General features: G+C 45.0%; 17 protein-coding genes. 14 read left to right on the top strand and 3 right to left on the bottom strand.

The window, feature by feature from the left end; translation table 11 throughout:
* The first annotated feature begins 3 nt into the window (after positions 1–3).
* The 14 genes from trbC to HA052_RS21620 all read left to right on the top strand — a co-directional run bounded on the left by trbC (position 4) and on the right by HA052_RS21620 (position 14,602).
* Positions 4–516, top strand: coding sequence for a type-F conjugative transfer system pilin assembly protein TrbC (gene trbC / locus HA052_RS21685; protein WP_166453556.1), 513 nt, complete (start codon positions 4–6; stop codon positions 514–516).
* A 78-nt stretch (positions 517–594) separates the two neighbouring features.
* Positions 595–1,068, top strand: coding sequence for a hypothetical protein (locus tag HA052_RS21680; RefSeq protein WP_166453555.1), 474 nt, complete (start codon positions 595–597; stop codon positions 1,066–1,068).
* Positions 1,058–1,432, top strand: a complete 375-nt coding sequence (locus tag HA052_RS21675) for a hypothetical protein (RefSeq protein ID WP_166453554.1) — start codon at positions 1,058–1,060, stop codon at positions 1,430–1,432. The genes HA052_RS21680 and HA052_RS21675 overlap by 11 nt, the downstream gene beginning before the upstream one ends.
* Entirely contained in the window at positions 1,422–2,018 is a 597-nt protein-coding gene (locus HA052_RS21670; protein ID WP_166453553.1) for a TraE/TraK family type IV conjugative transfer system protein, read from the top strand. Before HA052_RS21675 ends, HA052_RS21670 begins: the two co-directional genes overlap by 11 nt.
* The gene (locus tag HA052_RS21665) at positions 2,015–3,001 is read left to right on the top strand and encodes a TraK domain-containing protein (RefSeq protein WP_166453552.1); all 987 of its coding nucleotides are present in this window, start codon (positions 2,015–2,017) and stop codon (positions 2,999–3,001) included. Before HA052_RS21670 ends, HA052_RS21665 begins: the two co-directional genes overlap by 4 nt.
* Positions 2,998–4,299: a TraB/VirB10 family protein gene (locus HA052_RS21660; RefSeq protein WP_166453551.1), complete on the top strand. Its 1,302-nt coding sequence runs from the start codon at positions 2,998–3,000 to the stop codon at positions 4,297–4,299. Before HA052_RS21665 ends, HA052_RS21660 begins: the two co-directional genes overlap by 4 nt.
* Positions 4,296–4,976: a TraV family lipoprotein gene (locus HA052_RS21655; protein WP_166453550.1), complete on the top strand. Its 681-nt coding sequence runs from the start codon at positions 4,296–4,298 to the stop codon at positions 4,974–4,976. The genes HA052_RS21660 and HA052_RS21655 overlap by 4 nt, the downstream gene beginning before the upstream one ends.
* A 28-nt stretch (positions 4,977–5,004) precedes the next feature.
* Positions 5,005–5,412, top strand: a complete 408-nt coding sequence (locus HA052_RS21650; protein WP_166453549.1) for a hypothetical protein — start codon at positions 5,005–5,007, stop codon at positions 5,410–5,412.
* A 42-nt stretch (positions 5,413–5,454) separates the two neighbouring features.
* Positions 5,455–8,055 (top strand): TraG/VirB4 family ATPase, encoded by a 2,601-nt coding sequence (locus HA052_RS28160; protein WP_166453548.1) that lies wholly within the window; start codon positions 5,455–5,457, stop codon positions 8,053–8,055.
* 30 nt (positions 8,056–8,085) lie between these two features.
* Positions 8,086–8,469 (top strand): hypothetical protein, encoded by a 384-nt coding sequence (locus HA052_RS21640; protein WP_166453547.1) that lies wholly within the window; start codon positions 8,086–8,088, stop codon positions 8,467–8,469.
* Complete coding sequence (locus HA052_RS21635) at positions 8,466–9,011, top strand: S26 family signal peptidase (protein ID WP_166453546.1); 546 nt, start codon at positions 8,466–8,468, stop codon at positions 9,009–9,011. Before HA052_RS21640 ends, HA052_RS21635 begins: the two co-directional genes overlap by 4 nt.
* 10 nt (positions 9,012–9,021) lie before the next feature.
* Entirely contained in the window at positions 9,022–9,999 is a 978-nt protein-coding gene (gene traF / locus HA052_RS21630; protein ID WP_166453545.1) for a conjugal transfer protein TraF, read from the top strand.
* A 4-nt stretch (positions 10,000–10,003) separates the two neighbouring features.
* The gene (locus HA052_RS21625) at positions 10,004–11,509 is read left to right on the top strand and encodes a conjugal transfer protein TraH (protein ID WP_166453544.1); all 1,506 of its coding nucleotides are present in this window, start codon (positions 10,004–10,006) and stop codon (positions 11,507–11,509) included.
* A 6-nt stretch (positions 11,510–11,515) separates the two neighbouring features.
* Positions 11,516–14,602, top strand: a complete 3,087-nt coding sequence (locus HA052_RS21620; protein WP_166453543.1) for a conjugal transfer protein TraG N-terminal domain-containing protein — start codon at positions 11,516–11,518, stop codon at positions 14,600–14,602.
* A 1,443-nt stretch (positions 14,603–16,045) separates the two neighbouring features.
* On the opposite strand, the gene HA052_RS21615 is transcribed toward HA052_RS21620, so the two are convergent.
* The 3 genes from HA052_RS21615 to HA052_RS21605 all read right to left on the bottom strand — a co-directional run bounded on the left by HA052_RS21615 (position 16,046) and on the right by HA052_RS21605 (position 18,723).
* Positions 16,046–16,408 carry a helix-turn-helix domain-containing protein gene (locus HA052_RS21615; protein ID WP_166453542.1) on the bottom strand — a complete coding sequence of 121 codons (363 nt, stop codon included), beginning with the start codon at positions 16,406–16,408 and terminating at the stop codon, positions 16,046–16,048.
* Positions 16,409–16,567: 159 nt separating this feature from the next.
* Positions 16,568–17,212 carry a hypothetical protein gene (locus tag HA052_RS27435; protein WP_206118996.1) on the bottom strand — a complete coding sequence of 215 codons (645 nt, stop codon included), beginning with the start codon at positions 17,210–17,212 and terminating at the stop codon, positions 16,568–16,570.
* Complete coding sequence (locus HA052_RS21605; RefSeq protein ID WP_166453541.1) at positions 17,209–18,723, bottom strand: GspE/PulE family protein; 1,515 nt, start codon at positions 18,721–18,723, stop codon at positions 17,209–17,211. The genes HA052_RS27435 and HA052_RS21605 overlap by 4 nt, the downstream gene beginning before the upstream one ends.
* Positions 18,724–18,739 lie beyond the last annotated feature (16 nt).

Here is an 18,739-nt window from a genome sequence, read left to right as displayed (position 1 = left end):
TACATGACAAGACTACCAAAAATTAAATTTGCATTGCTATCGCTCCTACTTCTGTGCGGGGAACTGCAAGCACAAAGCTTATACGAGTCCATGCGACCTCCAAAGTGGAACAGTTACATTTTCGTATCGCTCAAGATGCCTTCATCGACACTTATCGCTTTAGCCAAAGAGTCACAACAGGCAGGAATTCCAATGATACTAGCTGGCTTTGAAGGGAATCAGACCTCGATTGGAACAACTCGAGACAGAATTCAAAGTATCAATTCTGCGTGTTGCGGAAAACGAGGAGGAACAAAGTGGCAAATTTATCCTCAGCTCTTCGAGCGTTACAAGATCCATGAGGTACCCACTTTTGTACTTGCGAAAGGAGACAGCGAGTCTCCTGCGGATTTTGTGAAAATTAGTGGAGACATTGCTCTAGCTGACGCATTAAAACGCATAGCCCAACAATCAACCCAAGCTGAAATGAGAGCCCGCGCCAAGCAGATTTACACCAAAGCTTTCATTAATAATTGACCTTAAAAGTGCAATCGTGGTTTAATATGCCCATACTGATATTTCAATTTTCAGAAAGAAAAATGGGCTTGTTACATCATGAAAACTTCCTGCGTTGCCCTCCTCATCACTTTTTGCTTGGGGGCCGGTAGCACCGCCGCTGAGCAAGCCAACTTCATTCCCTCCTCCTCTGAGTCCGCCGGTTGGGTAAACCTAGAACCGAAAGCTGGCGGACAGTACATCTATCAAGACACTCCAAATGACAATCGCCCAGCGATTAACCCGATCCTGATGCAAGAACGGGAAAGAACAGAGTTCGTCTTCTTCTCGCCACAAGAACAGTTTGCCTTGGAGTCTTTGCGTGAAAGAAAGCTTTCGCAATGGGAAAAACAATTTCGCTCAAGTAACAGGCTTCATAGACGATCGTTTTTCTTAAATCTTGCTTGGCCAAAAGTTGTCATTCGTGAAAACGAAATTTGCGTACCGGAATTAGCTTTCTCAGAACATAAAAATTGGAAAGATCACCTTACTTGTTGGAGCAATGAACTCGAGGTCAAATCAGATGGCAAATGATCCTAAGTACATTCCAGAAAATGGTAAGGCAGGTGTAGCCTTTGCCGGAGTAGAGTTGAAAGAGGCATATCTTTTAATATTCGGAGGAATCGCCGGCTTGTTTTCAGGAATTAAATTTGGTCCTGAATTCTATTTAGGGATACCTATCGCAAGCTATATTATCAATAAATCTTGGCTCTCCTGGAAAAAAGCACAACTGCCAGGATTTTTCAGAAGTTGGTTATTCGCAAAAGGGTGGTTTGGATACTCCGATGCATTAAACAAACAAAGTAAGGTTTTCATCGGTGACAATAAACCAATTAATCCTGAATCAGCAAAAATGATTGTAGACAAGATAATTAAAGGCAAAAAAAATGAATCTTGATACTAGAACCCAGTCGTTGGCAGAACTTCGGAATAGAAACTCTCTGCTGACGTATTCTTTAGTTGGTACAATTACAACAATTGTCATTCTTGCATTTATCATTGCAAGCCAAAGCGCAATTATAATTCAAGAGACACCGGGGATGCCAAATCAAGCAACAATTGAAAAAAGCTCAATGGACAAAGGATCCCAAAGGGCTATTTTGAGCGCAGTAACCTCAAACCTAGTTCAAATAAACCCTTCCAACGTAGAATATCAAAAGTCATTTGTTCAAAGTTATTTAGCTCCGGCCGTTTACACAAAAATTTCTAAAGAAATGGATGCAAAAGCTCACCGGCTTACAAGTCAACGTGAGCTGGGTAGCTATTATTTTGTTTTGCGCCAGTATGACTATGACCCTAAGATCGATAAACACTTTGTGATTGGCGAAGTTCACACAGTGAATGCGGCGAAGGATACCGTTCAAATGTATGTGTTCGAATATAAGGTCAGGATGGAGAATTACCGTCTTTGGGTGGACGATGTCATCTCTTACCCTGGTGAGCGGGCGCATGATTCAAAATGGCAAGAGGGGATAAAAAAATGAAGCGATATTTTGTTTTACGTAATTCACTGTTGGCTTTCGCTTGCCTAGGACTATCTGCTGCGAACGCTCAGGACAGCACTCAATTTGATACATCACCTGCAGACACCGCAACTATTTCCAAAATTAATCAAGCCCCCCCACCTGGGCATAATCCAGTAACCCACAAAAAAACAAAAGGCAAATCAAAAAAACATTTTTCAAAGCCCACTCGTAGAGTTGAGCAGTCTCTCGCAATCCGGCAAACAGCGGCGCCGGAAATGGAGCTTCCCGGTGTAATGACGATCAAAGGAAGCAATGCACGAGCTTTGGACTTTTCCAGAGCACGCGTTTTACCTTTTTTTAATGGATCATCACATACTGTTTGGCTTAGCAAGAGCTCACCGAACTTGGTAACTTTACCCTTCGATAATCCGAAAATTGTGGGCCGAAGTTCTTTGATTATCGATAAAAGTGAAGAGTCCAATAACATATATGTTTCTTTTGATCCGAAGTTTAACCCCGACGAGAAGCATCCTGAGCAAATATTTATTGAAGCGCCAAATCGCACAGTCATTGCTCTGTTGCTAGTGCCCAAGGATATTCCCGCTCAGACGATATTGATTGAAGACCACGATAAGTCTGCAAACAAAGCAGGGGCCAAGCGGAGTGATAGTTATGTAGCAAATATTCAGGACATAATGGAAACCCTTGCAACAGGTGGTATACCTGCAGGCTTTACCGCTATTGATCTTTCGCGGGATAAAGGCATAGGCCCTGTTGCCATGCATGGGCTAGTTATCACTCCTCTGAAAAAGCTAAGTGGTTTTTCAAATGACATTTTTGTTTATGAAGCGACAAACCCAGGTGCTGCTCCAGCAAAATTAATGGAGTCAGAATTTGATAGCCCCGCAGTTGCCGCTATTTCAATTCATCCAAAACCAGTTTTAGCTTCAGGGGAAAGCGCCAAGATCTTTGTAATGACTCGAAAGGATGCCGAGGAATGATTCAAAAATTCAAAGATGACTGGAATTCCTTAGACAAGAAAATGAAAGGGCTTTTTCTTGTTCTAATTGTTGCGGCTATAGCTATTTGGTTTATAAACCATCAGCGCAATGTGGCAAATGTCAAACAAGCAGAAGATGCCAAAGTCGCAGCTGCACAAGCAAAAGCCCAAGGAGTGGAAGGGGGAGAACCCTCTCTAGGTTCGGATCCAAGTCACTTACGAGTTCTACCGATCAATAATCGAAATCAAGGCCTAGAGGATTTGACTGTTCAAATTCAAACTTTAAAAGATGAAATCCAAAGAATGAAAGGAAATGGAGGACAAGCAACATCCACCCCTTCAAATTCTACTAATAATTCATCTGAAGTCACGTTTACGGCAACACCGCTACAGCAACCAGGTGTCACACAAAACGGCATAGATATGAACAGCAAGCTGCCTCCTGTTAGCTTTGACTCCTCAGATAACGCTAATACGCCGCTTAAAGAAGCTCCAAAATCAGATCTACCTATTAATCCTTCCCCTGGCCGGGGCTCGGTGGAGGCTCCGAAACAGAAAATATGGGAAGCCACGAAAAGTTCAATTGAAAAATCACCAGTAAAGCGCGAAAAACCAGCTTTGATCATACCTGTGAACTCCGCACTTGAAGCCGTTATGCTGTCAGGCATTATGGCTCGCCCGTCCGGTTCGTCGGGAGGGGCCGTTGGATCGGTTCAATCAGCCACTAGCGTCGGAACTCCATTTGTTTCCCGCTTAAAAGGAAATGCCATTCTACCTAATGGCTACAAGGTTGCCCACTTAGGTGATTGTTTTGTAGGCGGAAATGGAATTGCAAATCTTAGTGCAGAACGAGTAAACGTGATTACAGAGAACATTAGCTGCATCGCTCCAGATGGCCGTGAATGGGAGGGTGAGATTCAAGCCTACGGGTTGGATGTAGATGGAACTCAAGGAATTGCAGGACATGTCGTCAGCAAGCAGGGATCGATTCTAATGCAAGCTGCTTTGACTGGCATGGCAAGTGGCTTGAGCTCTGCATTCTCCCCTAGCTCAGTTCCATCTTACAACTCGAACTCCACAGGGGGAACTCAGCAATACAATCTCCCAAATCCAAACATGCTGATTCAATCGGCGGTAGGTCAGGGGGCCAACCAGGCTACAGCAGCCCTATCCAGATTTTATCTTCAATACGCATCTGAAACATTTCCTGTAATTGAAGTTACTGCCGGCACACGTGTCACGTGGATATTAAAGAAGAGTGTTGAACTAAAAATTAAACATGGGGCTCGCAAAGCATGACCAAAGTAATTTCAATCTCCGTTATTTTGTTTGCGACGGCTCTGACTGGCTGCTCATCAATGTTTACACCAATGGGAGACGACAAATGGGATTGCAATCGTAAACAAGATCCAAACTCCCCTCATTGTCGATCATTTAAAGCAGTCGAATCTGGCACAAGCGGCCCTCTTCCCGCCAGCAGATTCGACCGCGAATTCAACCTCTCTGAGGTTGATGCCTTAAATAAGATCGCACCAGAGCCAAGCAGGAATAAAAACATTGCGGCTCAAGTAAATTTGGGAGCGCTTCCTCACCAGCGGATCACCGCGCCATCTATTGCAGGTTTGCCCGTTCGTGAAGGGCCGGTGATTCAGCGAACCTTGATTAAAAGATGGGTGGATGAAAACGATACATTAAATGAAGGTTCAGTGGTATACCGTGAGATTCGTGGAAACAAGTGGGCCGGATTTACGGCAGTTAATCGGTCTCAAGATGGGGGAATAAACCCAAACGTTTACCCTCATAGAGAAGAAGATGCCTCTTCTATCGAGGTGGAAAAAACTGGAGCCAAATTTAAGGTTCCACCAACTCAAACCCAACAACAGAATTTCAGTCAGCCAGCAACAGCAAATGTGAACGGCGCCCCTGAGTCAGAGACATCGCCCTCTGTAAATGGTGATAGTGCTTTACCTGAATAATCAACAACCAAAAAAGGAAATCAATTTCATGGAAATGGCTCTTAAAAAAGAAGTTTCGAAATCTTCTTTGTTTTCTGCAACTGTCATTGCACCTCTTGTTGTACTTACCTCCATGGGGGCGATGAATAGTGGTGTGGCACCCACTACAGGTGTATGGACAACGGTGGTTACCTACCTTCAAGGTATGCTGCAAAGTGACTTTGCTATTGGGCTAGCCTTGGTCGCCGTTATTGGTGGGATCTGGCAGTTATCGCATGGGAGGGGATATACGTTTCTTATGGTCGTTTTGAGCATCATTGCTTGCGCTTTCCTGGCCCCGTCGGCTATCACGACCCTGGCGACTGCAACGCGGCCGGCCATGCAAAATACTCTCAAGTTAGAGTTGGCCACACCTCATCTGCGTATCAAAAATTTAAACACTAATTCTAAATATTAACAGTTGATTGCGGGTGCTTAGCACCCGCAAGCGAGGATTACAGTGAAACAAGTAAACTCCCCCCCACGAATTGAGACCGAATATGCAAGCGGTTTTATCCACCTCGAAACGTACCACGATGATTTGATTGTCACCAAAGCACCGGGGGAGCCATTATATATTGGTAAAGTTTATGAAATGAGTCCTTTGACAGGTGGTGGGGGCGAGTTTGGAAGTGTTGTTGTAAACATGTTTAAAAGCGTTCCAGACGAAACTATTATTCAACACTCTGAAATAATACCTCCTGACTTTTCTGCACCTAATAAATATTTACAAAGAAAAAATACGTCGAATTCAGTAATCAAAGAATTGCTCTATAGGCAAGCAAGTGTTCTAGAAAAAGCACTTACTGTAGGTTGGCAAGAAGATATGCCGATCCTCAATAAAAAGACGATTATTTTAACTGTAAGCATACCTGTTGGTGACCTTTCCAGAAAAACCCTTGATGAAGCAGAGCAACACCAAACAGCGTTCTTGACAAGTATTCGTTCCTGCGGTTTTCACGATGCAAGAGTACTGTCCATTGGGGAAACACTAGGTGTATATAGGATGTTCGGCCAAATATTCACGCCTCGACAAAATGTAGAAATGGATCCCATGCTTGAAGTCCGTTATCAAGCATATGGTCCCGGAGATAAATTCGACTTCCGATTACCACATGTTGGCATCCTTTCCAATGACGTTTTTTGCGCCGGGGTAACGCCGAAAGCTTATCCAAAGCAAGTTACTCACGACATGATGAACTTGTTGATCGGTGCACCAATGAATAAAGGTACTGTTGCTGAAGGCGGCGGCCATAGAATAAATACGCCATTCATTATTAATACAACAATTCGAGTTGCACAACAAAGAAAAGAGTCAGAAAGAGTAAAACGAGCAATAGAGTCTAGAAGCGGAACCGGTAAAGCCTTACCTTTCAAATTAGGAGATGAAGATACTAAAGAAACGCTAAAAGATCTACATAATCTTCAAAAGGCTTGCTCAAATGAAAATGACAAATATGTTTACACTTCAACACACATATTCGTTTTTGCAAAAAGCAGAGAAGAAGCACTTCATGCAAGAGCGCAACTAAAAACCTCTCTTGACTTAATGAAATATGATGCACGTGAAATTGTAGATGACTTATTACCACGTTTCGTTCAGTGCTTACCGTTAAACTACTCGAATAATATTGCAAAAAAACTTGCTTGCGAGACAATAATGCCCGCAAGCAGTGCGGCATGTCTTCTCCCAATTTATGGTGACCAGCATGGCAATGCAGATCCCATAAATGGAGTAAGTGGTTCGCCATTCATTACCCGTCGCGGCGAGACATATTATTTCAACCCATTTAGGTCAAACGGCAATTACAACGGCATGTTGCATGCAAAAAGTGGCGCAGGCAAAACAGTTGCTTTGCAATATTTTATTCTTAATCTCTTGGCAGACAATGTAAAAGTTTTATTCTTTGATAATGGCCGCTCAGTCGAAAAGTTTTGTCGATCGGTAGATGGTGATTTCATTGACTTCAGAATTAATGCCTACAACAAACCATCTCTCAACCCCTTTACTGGTTTAGATGATGCGGCATTTGACCAAGAGATGGAGAATATAACAGCACTGCTGTTATTGATGGCATATGAAGATGACAACATGGATCCAATGGCCAGTATTGCCATGCGAGAAGCGGTCAAGTCAGCTTATGCCAGCACTCCTGGATACACCGAAATTGAGCATGTTATTCAGAGCTTGGAGAGCACAAAACGCAACACCGCGGATGCTCAACGTGAAGAACAAATTATTATTGCTGTCACCAATCTTATTCCACGCTTACGAGCCTTTATCGAGTCGCCAACCCGCGGTGCCTTTTTCAGGGGTCCATCTACACTTAACCCTAATAGCCAATTTACCGTATTTGAAATGAAGGGACTGGAAGGGGATCCTCACCTTCACAAAGTAGTCATGTTCTTTACAATGAATACAAGTCTCAGTCAAATGGCGAAACTCACTGGCATTCCAAAAATTTGTTTTATTGATGAGGCGGCGCATCATTTAAAAGATAAACGCGCAGCAGAGGCTTTGGATGGCTTGTATCGCAAAGGACGGAAAGATCAATTTTCAACCTGGATAATCACGCAATCCCCTCGCGACCTACCAGGTACGGAAGGCGGCGAAGTCATACTGAGCCAATCTAACTACAAGATTGTTATGCAGCAAGAAATTGAAGAAATAGAAAAAGCTATTTCGGAAAAAGTTATTGGTGGGCGTTTTAAAGATGACCCATATTTCCAGCGATTGATTCGCGACGTTACAACTAGGAAAGGCGTTTTTTCCGAGCTTTTGATCATGAATGATGATAGCTATGAAGTAGTCCGACTATATCTTGATCGTTTTGTTGCCGCGATGTTCAGCTCAGAGGGAGAAGAGCGAGTCAAAGTATTTGAACTCATGGATCAAGGGATGGATCCAATTTCCGCACTTGATCAAATCATGGGAAATACAAAACGACGACGTTCCCGTTGGATTGAAGACTTTATAGACAACATCAGAGGCACTGAAAAAATCTCACCTGAGCAATTATTAGAAGAAATTACAGAAAAAATACTCTCAATAAAGCAATAATAATATACCTCAACTCAAGCGGAACAACTCATGAAAAAGTACATCCTCGCTGGAAATATTCCATATTTTGGGGTTATTATACTGTGCGCCATTTCATTCTATTTAGGAAAAACTGAAGTACCAACAGGGAAGTACGCCATTGTAGAAAAAGGGGCCGTTATTTTTGATGCTGTTATGAATAGACCTGGAATGGATGAGGCGACACTAAACAAAGAGGTAAGCCAGCCAATCCTCGCAGTTCTCAAAAAATACTCTGACGAAGGCTACGTTGTAATTGATACTGGACGTGATGAGCGCGGCAATATGCACATTGCAGCGTTACCAGGTAGCACGATTGATATCACTAGTGAACTCCGAGCAGCGGTTAAAAACTCAGACCCTATTAAAGTACCAGCAAAGGAAAAAGCAAAATGAAACCGGCAAAAAGATCATTCAAGCCGGTAGCTTTCTCATTTTCCAGAAATAAGAACGACGCACTCTGGGGAGCTTTAATCGCTGTTCTTGGCCTTTCAATTATCTTTTGGAGCAGAGAAAAGCTACCAGTTATGCTTGGTTTCGATTTCAGGGAGGAAAGATGTCTACCAGATGTTAAAGCAGCCCTTCTGGTCAAAGGACCGCATACAAATTATTCACACGGTGAACTGGTGTACTTCCCTCCCCCTCCGGCCCTTGCATATGTGAAGGCCCCATATGTGATGAAACGAATTGCAGGCGTTTCAGGAGACCGTTTGAGAATTTTTGCCGATGGTAGAATCGAAATAAATGGAAGTATAGTTGCCAACGGGCTACCTCTTTCTAAACTGTATAATAAACGTATCCAAGATCTAACAAGAAATGAAATAATTCCTAAGAACATGCTATTTTTGATTGGAACACACCCTCTAAGTGACGATTCTAGATACTGGGGCTATATGCAAGCCGACAAAATACTTGGGCTTGGTTACAGACTCTTCTAGGTGCTTGCTGATGACACGCTACTCTGAATATCAATTAAATGTTTTGGTGATTTTTGTAGTGATGTGTGCCTTAAGCTGGTGCACTAAAATTTATGCGAGCCAGCCGAGCATATTAGATGAATCCTACGCTGATAAATTTTTGCACTACCAACCACGAGTGGTTCCTGGAAAGCAGTTAGAGCAGCCAAAACCACGGGCCAGGGTAACTCCGTCTGAGAAGCAAGGTGAACAACCTGTGACCGTTGAATGGCTAAAAAACAACTACCCCATATTAGAACAACGCGCAATTGATAAGCCTACAAAAGAAAACATTAATGCCTACTTGTATGCGAAGAGGATTATTCTTGATAAGGCTCAAAGATTTTCAAATGCCGTAACAGCCGTTAATGACATGAACCCGCTTCTTAATGAAAACAACAGGATTCCCTATGCTAGCGTTGGAGCTGAATCTGTCCGTCGAGCTGACAAACAAGCTCAACAGGCCGCAGTAAAAGAGCTAAGCCAAACTGGTGGCCTCATGGTATTCATTGACCGGTCTTGTCATTTTTGCGCAATGCAACTCCCCATTATAAGCATGCTAAAAAAGGACTATGGGATGGAGTCACTTGTTGTTTCTATTGATGGTAGGTTGCCAGACAATTACACAGGTAAAATGGTAAAAGATAATGGATTGTGGAAAAAACTTGGACTAAAACTGACACCAAGCATCGTTTTTGTTAACACCCCAAAAAGTTATAGCAATGGAGACGACCCCAATAAGTACTTAATAATTTCTCAGGGGTTTTATGCAGAAGATGAGCTAGTAAAACAAATTGCCTTCGCTGGTTTTAGATCGAACCTACTAAGTAAAAGCACTGCAAAGACTCTTGACATATGGAATATTGGTGTTTCAGCTAACCAGGACTTGCAAAACTTACGTCTTGATCCGAATAGACCTGAGACGTTTAAGCAGATCATGGACCCCATACTGATGAAACAATATAGGTGAATATATGCTGACTAAGACATCCAACAAAAATCAATGCTTAATAGGGTTGGTGCTACTGTGCTTTTCTTATCAAAGCAATGCAGGGATTTTAGGTGACCTTGGAAGCATGTTCATGTCGAATGCGACTGCTCCATCACAATTGTCATCCAGGGATCGGATGGGGGCATTCGGCGGGTCTTTTGAAATGAGAACCCCTATTAAGAATGCAAATATTGTGGCATTTGATCCTCCGAGGCTTGATGCCGGATGTGGAGGAGTTGACTTATACGGTGGATCTTTCAGTTTCATCAACGGTAAACAGTTAATTCAGATATTCCGCAGTGTAGCAAGCAATGCAGCAGGTTTGGCGTTTAAAGCTGCAATTAAGATCATCTCTCCCTCACTGGATCAGTTGATCACAGAGTTTCAATCTCTGATGCAGAATCTTAACAATCTTGCCAAAAACTCATGCAACCTTGCTCATATGCTGGTTGATCCTGCTGAAGCGGCGATTTCAAATGCAGTAAATGGCGATGGTGCTGTGGGCTCAACTAATAGCGGAATGTTTTCTGATATGTTTGGGGGTCTTACTCAATACCTCTCTGACGCGAATCAGTACCTTTCAAAAGCAGGTGGAGTCAATCCACGGGTCGGCAATCAAATTGTAAAAGCAGTCCTCGCCTCTGGTTCTAGCTCAACAATGGGACTTGCCGGCCTCGGGAACCCTGATGGTTCAGCAGATGATCCCACTAACCCTAACTCATTGAATAACCGGCTTCTTTACAGCATGCTAGGTTATAGAATAGATGGAGTACCATGTGCCGGTGCGAATGCCCAAGGTGTCAGTACCACCTCACAAAGTCAATCGGGAAATAACATTCCTCGCATTAGTTGCTCTAGCCCTCCGACTATTTCAATGATAAATCTAATTGACGGTGGTGGCCCTGGATCAGCAGAGCCATCAACTCCGCTCAAACTTTACTCGTGTCGTAATCCAAACGGCGATGGAAATGGGGGATTTGACCCGCAAATTTGCACATTCATGGAAAAGGACAATTTTAATTACGTAGGTGTTCGTGGCTGGGTTAACACGATGCTCTTTGGATCCGGAGACACTACCGGTGGCTTAGCAGCTGTTCAGCCGACTTCTATCTTGGGAAAATTTAATAGTGGCACAAGCGTAACACTCTCACCAAATCAAATTCAGTTTGTTAAACAAGCAGGTAATCGTCTTGTTGCTCTTCTGAGCAAAACATCAAACCCTGATGAGCGTTACTCTATTGCATATAGACTAGCTGGGAATATTACTGAATGTGTAGCTGCCAAGCTCGGCTCTTCAATTTATCTTGGTGCAAATAGCATTCAGAGCGACAACTCATACGCCCTCACAGATGACCAAAAGAGAGCAATTGAGAATTTACGGCAAGACACTCTAAATTTAAGGGAGCGCTGCATAAAAGATGAGACAGTCGCAAGAATCGTTATAGAGATGAATGAAAGTGCTAAGCTGACTAACATAACCAACCGTTAATCTAATATGGAATTTCTTGTCTACACAACCGGTGACATATCTATCCTAAACACCATTTTTAATGGTGTAGCTATGGTGTGTCAACAAAATGTGCTCATCTGGGGTTTTGCCGTTGTTGCTGCTCTCTATTCGGTTCTAACAACCACAGCAAAGACATCTGTCCAGCTAGGGATCAATGCTCTTTCAGCGAATTTAAGCAACGGCTCTCTTGGGGTGCTAATTCCAATGCTTATTGCTTTTTCGCTAACAGCTCCTCCTTTAAAAACTGATGTTCAATTAGAAAGCACAAAATCAGGTGCGATGTCTCTAATTTCCAACGTCCCTGTCGTAATCGCCATCATCCCATCAACTGCAAGTATCTTGACTCATGAAATCGCGGGAGTTGTTTCCACGGCCTTCCAAGGGGCGGGAACGAATTATGATGCAATTAGCGCGGGGACGAATGGTTTCATCAACCCACTTAAAGTTTTGTTAAGCGCAAGGAGTACTGTTGTTCGACTAAATGCGATTGACTCCGAAATTAGCTCAGTTGTTGCATCCTGCTTAAACTCTAATTCAGGAACTGACTACGCGCGTCTACGCTCCCAAGTAATGAATGCAGGGAATAGTGGCGCCAATCAATCCCGCTCGCTTGCTGTTTCAGGGTATACCAGTTTCCCCACCGGCGTAGGAGCCTTACTTTATGCCGCAGCACAAAACCAAACTGGCACAGTTCCAGATCTTCAACCTAACTCTCAAATCATTCTTAGCTGTACAGATGCAGCGATTCAAGTTGCTCAGGATATTGATAATGCACTTTCTTCTCCTGAATTCGCTCGCGTGGTACAGGGGGCAGTAAATTCATCAGACGAAATTAATCCAGCAACTGATTTTTCATTCAACAATTTATCTTCGCGGTATCAAGCCACGATATCTGCCAAATCTAATTCTATTGCACAGGTAGTAGCGGGAGGGGCCGCAGCAGCCAATGCAGAGTTGATTAATTTGCTTTTTGACGAAACGGTCACCAATAATCTTGATTGCATAAAGGCTGATTCGACAAATAAGGCCCAATGCATGGCAGGCATGGTCCAGAAGAATGAACTGGAACGCAATAACCTTAGAGCTGCGGCTAATGAAAATCAAATGCTTCAGTATGCTGGGCAATTTGGGAGCTTGGTTATTGATTTACTTATCGGCCTAGGACCAGTTGTGTGGATTTTTATGATGTTTTCTGGTACTAGCGCCCAGAAACACATGGTTGGTTTTACACACATGATGGTTTGGCCGCAGCTTGTTACAGGTGTTGGTGCTGAAATTATTAATGGAATCGCTTATGCAAATGTAGCTGACTTTATGACAACAATTCGGCAAGGGGGGATTATTTCTCCAGCGCTTGCTATTGAAGCTTACAAGGCGCTCAGTCTAAAAATAGGTACGGCATCGCAATTGATGTCAGGTTTACCTGCCATCATTGCTTCTATTTTTATGCTTGGCGGAGCTACTCGTGCAATGGCAAGCACACAACAGTCATCTGCCCGTGATAACTCAACTGGTGGGCTTGTAGCTCCTCAAGTAATGACGCCTGCGCCAATCGTTCGTAGTGAAGCCATGGCTTCTGCGCAAATGCTCGACGGAGGAATGGCAAGGATGACTTTTGCAGGGGCCCAGCCGATGGCATCCACGAGCGAACATTTTGGAAATCTAACCAAAGAAGAATCCAGAACTCTTGCTTCTGTTACTCAACGGCAACAAACAATTTCCGAAGGCCAACAAAACCTGAAAGATTGGCGAGAGGCTTTTCGTACTGGCGACTATTCGCGTGTTGGCGTGGATCGCAGAACAGGTGAGGCAGTCCATAGTAACTATGAAAAGGCAATGAGAACTCAGGATAGCAAATCATCTTCTACTTCGGTCGCAGGTAACGAAACAAACACCAACCAAGCTCTTGCATCGATGAACGTTGGTGCCGGCGTAAAAGCTGGCGTTAATGGAGCTAGCGCAGGAGTTAGTGCAGGTGCATCTGCGAGTACAAACACTCAAGCTACTGATGCGCTAAGCCGCGACCAAAGAACTGGTAAAGACCACCAAGTTCAAGATTCGCAAGCCCTGACCCACTCTATTCATGATGTAATTGATAATTCAAAAGTCGTTAGTCGTGGCTCTGAATCATCTCACAATCTTGAAAGGTCGCTGGCTAAGCAAACTAGCTTCCAAAAAACTTTAAGTGAAAGTAAGTCTGATAGTGAGACTGCTAGTACTGCAGTGAGGGGCTCTAGCAGCTTTATTGCTGCAACGGCTAAAATCGGGGACGATGAAATTGGCTTACACTCGCAACGCAACAGTGATTACAAAATGTTTCAGGCTGTTAATGGCGCGAAACTGGAGCAAACTGGCTCCATGAGCGAGTATATGTCAAAAGCAACAGAGGGTATGAACTCGGGTACATCTTCCCAACTTTTAGGCAGCGATCAAGCCCGTCAGGCTGTTGTTAGACACCGAGCGGCCGTTATGATGGCCCAAGATGAAGCGGCTGCACCTGAGCAGCGTTTGGAAGCCTTGCGTTACCTCTCTAATGAAGCCAAGGCTATGACCCAATTCCAGTTCAGTGTACCTGATACCGCGTATAAACCGATTGGCATTAGTCAGCCTCACGATGCTACCGGCCTGCAGCCTATTGTACGCTCGGCAAGTTCTTCTGAGCCGCAACTAGCACATACTCAGGAAAAATATGGGCGTAATTCTCCAAGCCATCAAAACACCGTTTCAGGAAGTCAATATCGCCAAGCCTCGTCGACTAGTCAGCCTCACTCTACAAGAAAATTTTCTACATCTAACACTCACTCCTTGCCAGTGCCAAACAGCAATCTACAAGCACATAAAGAACCTGGCTCTGATGACTTTAAGAAAGCAATTGCCGACAGTGTATATAGCCAAAATGAACGTATTGGCAATCAAGTCACACACAATGAAGCTATCGCAAAGAAAGCAGGCTTGGGTCGTGATGGAGATAGAACGGCTATCAGGACGGCTAAAAATGTTGCAGACAATGTCACAAACATCGTAGACGATGACAACCAGCATACAAGGACTCGATTAGATCAGAAAAAGTAGGACGCACTCTACATGGCCTAATTTTCAAAGGCCTGCTTAAGCCAGGCTAAGCGGAATTCCTTTTATTTTTGGAGTTCTCGTTTTAGCCTGGCAACACCAGTTGCCTCTCCTCACACGAGATCGTGAAAAGTGCCTGCACATAGCTGAGCAGCCCCCTTACAGAGTGGGCCTGCTTGCGAGTGATCAGCACAATCTCAATGCCACATAACCAAATGTCTACGGCTGCCTGCGCCGGAGCGGATCTCCTGTGCGCAGCATCTAGCCGAGGTCAGCTATTGGCCTGGCCTGCGCCTTCTGACCTCCACCCACTGCAGGCTTGCGGCGCCGGCGGCGCGCAGGAGGCACCAGGTGGGCCTCGTACAGGCCTGGGCGCCGTCGATGCCCTCGAGCTCCAGGTCCACCACCTCGCGCGCAGGCCAGCCAGCAATGCCGGCGGCCGCCGGCGACGGTACGGATCTCGTGTGTGCAGCACCTGGCCGCGGACAGGCCTGCGCCCCTTAACTTCCATCAGCAGCAGAAACACATCATCGGCTTGCGGCGCCGGCCGCGCGCAGGAGACACCAGGTGGGCCTCGTACAGGCCCGGGCGCCGTCGATGCCCTCGAGCTCCAGGTGGCCACCACCGCGCGCTGGCCAGCCAGCAACGCCGGCGGCCGCCGGCGCCGGTGCGGATCCCTTGTGTGAAGCACTTGGCCGCCCACAGCTGGTTTGCGGCGCCGGCGGCGCGCAGGAGGCACCAGGTGGGCCTCGCACAGGCCTGGGCGCCGGCGATGCCCTCGAGCTCCAGGTGGCCACCACCGCGCGCTGGCCAGGCAGCAACGCCGGCGGCCGCCAGCGACGGAGCGGATCTCGTGTGTGAAGCACCTGGTCGCGGACGGGCCTGCGCCCCTTAACTCCCACCAGCAGCAGGAACACATCATCAGCTTACGGCGCCAGCCGCGCGAAGAGGTTTGTGGGGTGATACGGTGGCGGTCAGATCGGAGGGATCACAGCGGGATTAGGCATACCAATAGATTGACCTACACTCCATTCGATAACTATAATGCACAATGCATTTTATAGTTAATTGCAGAGACCAATAATCACCCCCTGCAACGGTGGAGTCATACTCTGGCAATAACCGTCAGGACTTCCATCCGGCGACCTGATAAGGTTGAGTGCACGTAGGCCGAGCTATAACGGGCCTGGTAACATCTGCTAAGGAGAGACTACATGCGCAAATTTTTTGAAATAGAACGTAACGTAAACGGACAAATAGACTACATACGCATCTTATGGGTGCTGCGACTCAAAATTGACAATGGCGCCGAGTTCGAAGACAACTCGCCGGGAGAAGGCCCAACGGTAAACTCTAATGGCCTCCCTATGTCTGGTGGTGTCGATGTCACAGGACATACTTTTGGCCACTAGGTATGCCCTTGGCCTAGCACAGAGGCAAGCTCGCTTAAACCTTGCTAAATGGACTAGGCTCTAACCTCTGGCCTGCGGCCTTTTCCTGATGCTTTTGTTGTGCTTTCTTTAAGTCTGAGACGGTGAAACCTTTCTTTCGCTTCAACATGATCGAGATGCTTCCTTGTTTTACCTGATATCTTTCAGCAATAACATCTAAAGCAACCCCCTTCCCCACCAGCTTCATCCATTCATTGTAGCGGTTCTCTAGCACCGTCTCACTCGCTATACCCATGCTACAGCGATAGCGATAAACCTGCATGTGAGTGACGCCAGGGAGATTTTTCGCGATGACCGTATCGGCATAGCCTTTGCTCAGCGCCATGAGAATCTGGTAGCGTTGGTCTTCAGTCAGCATGTCGAATAAGTATCAATTATAGTTGAGTTAAACATATCTTAAAAAAGATACCGAAAAAACGCAAATGATAAACATTTGTGTTTTTAATTAGAACACACAGCTAGTCCTGCATTGATAACAGATTTATGAAAATATGTAAATTTGCAGCCAACCGCCCCTCTAATATGACATCGATATCACAGCATTGACAAGTTGGCTGAACATCTTCGAATCCCCGGCAGTGAACTCGGGGGTTATGATGTAAGTACCAGCGACTGAGACCGAAGGCGTATTGGTGACCCCTAGTCGTTGCTGCACCTCAAGAGTTACCTGGAGGTCCTTCCTCAGAACATCGATGTTGTCATACACCAATTTTGAAATTGGCTTAGGAAGATGGGCAGCTCTACCGACTCTATCAATTGCAGCCCAGTTCCTCGCCGAGAGTCCACGATCTTGCACCCCAATCAGCGATGCCTCTATAAAGTGGTTAGTGTAGGCCGGGTAGAAACGCTCGACAGCCAAAACACTAAGGGCATAGCTTAAACCATCTCCTTTATTGACTAATGGCGTGAATAAGAACCGCCTCCGCTCAGGCAAAGTACGCTCAAGATTTGTAAAAAACTGAAAATATTGCTTTGAAAATTGACAACCTGGAGAGAAAAAAACCCGAACAATATTCTCATCTCCTGGCACTTGCTTAACTTGTAGATATGGCCTGATTTGCTCTTGAGCCCCTACCCCAATTGGAGCAGGCTGAACTGTCTGCGGAAACATACCCAGAAGTATAGAAAACACGGAAATCAACGGGATATTCTTTGAGTTCATTTTTTTTCCATTTCAAAAACAGGCATATCGTGGTTTAACCCTTTCACAAAGTCCTCCAAATGGGGAGTACCCCCTGCCTGACGCGCCAAATAAAAAGCGTCAAGCGTTTTAGAAACATCGCCAAGAGAGATTCCCATTGTCTTTGCCATTAGAGCACGCATAGAAAGGCTGTGCTGTGCAGATCGATCACCTTCTAGCATTGTTGAGCACTCATCTAGAATGCAGTACCCTTCGTCAACCATTCGGGCGCCTGCCATAGGAAGAGACTCATACTGTATCTGTTCCTTTGCAATATTATAAATATCTTCTGACCTGAATTCAGGGCTTGCAATACGATCTTGCATCTCGCTGTCGACATAAAAAGCCTCCATCACAGATACTTTCTTCCCATTCTTTACGCCCGTTACTTCATTGACATACAAAGTGGCTGGTATCCCATTATTTTTTAGCCAAGACGCCTCCGCATATGTCAATTCGCGTTTAACTGTAGATCCTTCATACATATTCAGAAGCCTTGTCGCTACGACAAACTTTAGTGTCGTTGCCAAGCGTGGAGCATCTTGGGCTTTATTATTAAGTAGGTCCAGAGCACGGCTGACAGTTAAAATGCCTGTATTTGCATGAAGTGTCGCGAGAACAAAGTGCCCGGTTTGGGCGGCTTGCATAGCAATCAGCATAGTTTCTTCGTCACGAATTTCACCAATAAAGATGACATCTGGAGCAGATCTTAAACCGGCCCTCAGTGCATCACTAAATTTTACCTCCCCGCTGACTTGAATTTGATGTATTGGAGCCTCTCCACTAATTGTGTACTCAACTGGGTCTTCGACAGTATAAATTACACGCTTGCCATTATTAAGATAATCAAGACAGGCTTTAAGAAAGGTTGATTTTCCAGAGCCGGTTGGCCCAGTAACAAGAAAAAGTCCTGCCTGCTGGTTTAAAGCCTTTTTAATCTCGCCAAGTAACGCTTGAGTCAATCTAAATTCTTCAAGTTTAGGAGCAGTTTGCTGATCGAGTAATCGCGTTATAAAGGAGAATCCACGAAATGTTCGATTGTATTGCACACGCATATCAACTTGGTATGGTGTCCCCTCAATTGGTTGCAGTCCCAAACCACGAGCAAAGCTCTCAGGCAGGGTCATGTCAAATCGCGTCGCAATAAGAGGAGGAGTTGTACCACCATTTGCGGTATTGCAAAGTTGAAACATTTTATCTCGAAAGTGTTTACCTGCGGGTCCAAGATAAGGAAAGTTTAAAAGCCCGCCAGGTGTTTTTACAGATAGCTGCACCTTTGGACTCAGGGAATCTCCAGTTGCCGTTATATGCACATCAGCAGATCGGGTTTTGATAGCATAAAGAAACACTCTACAAAGCAGCCGTTCAATGGTCGCTTCAGGAGTGTTTCCGCTTTTCAAAACCATTATTTCATTTTGCTCATGCTGAGATAATTTATCAAACTCAGAAAAGTGCGGTATTGGATATCCATCTTCTTGATCAGGGGTAATCATGTCATCAATATCCTTT

It is taken from the genome of Chromobacterium fluminis, from assembly GCF_011602385.1.
GTDB lineage: Bacteria > Pseudomonadota > Gammaproteobacteria > Burkholderiales > Chromobacteriaceae > Chromobacterium > Chromobacterium fluminis.
This window is presented reverse-complemented; position numbering and strand designations above follow the sequence as displayed.

Coding starts and splice junctions, on each gene's coding strand:
- trbC (WP_166453556.1), top strand. CDS start 4: ATGACAAGACTACCAAAAATTAAATTTGCATTGCTATCGCTCCTACTT.
- HA052_RS21680 (WP_166453555.1), top strand. CDS start 595: ATGAAAACTTCCTGCGTTGCCCTCCTCATCACTTTTTGCTTGGGGGCC.
- HA052_RS21675 (WP_166453554.1), top strand. CDS start 1,058: ATGGCAAATGATCCTAAGTACATTCCAGAAAATGGTAAGGCAGGTGTA.
- HA052_RS21670 (WP_166453553.1), top strand. CDS start 1,422: ATGAATCTTGATACTAGAACCCAGTCGTTGGCAGAACTTCGGAATAGA.
- HA052_RS21665 (WP_166453552.1), top strand. CDS start 2,015: ATGAAGCGATATTTTGTTTTACGTAATTCACTGTTGGCTTTCGCTTGC.
- HA052_RS21660 (WP_166453551.1), top strand. CDS start 2,998: ATGATTCAAAAATTCAAAGATGACTGGAATTCCTTAGACAAGAAAATG.
- HA052_RS21655 (WP_166453550.1), top strand. CDS start 4,296: ATGACCAAAGTAATTTCAATCTCCGTTATTTTGTTTGCGACGGCTCTG.
- HA052_RS21650 (WP_166453549.1), top strand. CDS start 5,005: ATGGAAATGGCTCTTAAAAAAGAAGTTTCGAAATCTTCTTTGTTTTCT.
- HA052_RS21640 (WP_166453547.1), top strand. CDS start 8,086: ATGAAAAAGTACATCCTCGCTGGAAATATTCCATATTTTGGGGTTATT.
- HA052_RS21635 (WP_166453546.1), top strand. CDS start 8,466: ATGAAACCGGCAAAAAGATCATTCAAGCCGGTAGCTTTCTCATTTTCC.
- traF (WP_166453545.1), top strand. CDS start 9,022: ATGACACGCTACTCTGAATATCAATTAAATGTTTTGGTGATTTTTGTA.
- HA052_RS21625 (WP_166453544.1), top strand. CDS start 10,004: ATGCTGACTAAGACATCCAACAAAAATCAATGCTTAATAGGGTTGGTG.
- HA052_RS21620 (WP_166453543.1), top strand. CDS start 11,516: ATGGAATTTCTTGTCTACACAACCGGTGACATATCTATCCTAAACACC.
- HA052_RS21615 (WP_166453542.1), bottom strand. CDS start 16,408: ATGCTGACTGAAGACCAACGCTACCAGATTCTCATGGCGCTGAGCAAA.
- HA052_RS27435 (WP_206118996.1), bottom strand. CDS start 17,212: ATGAACTCAAAGAATATCCCGTTGATTTCCGTGTTTTCTATACTTCTG.
- HA052_RS21605 (WP_166453541.1), bottom strand. CDS start 18,723: ATGATTACCCCTGATCAAGAAGATGGATATCCAATACCGCACTTTTCT.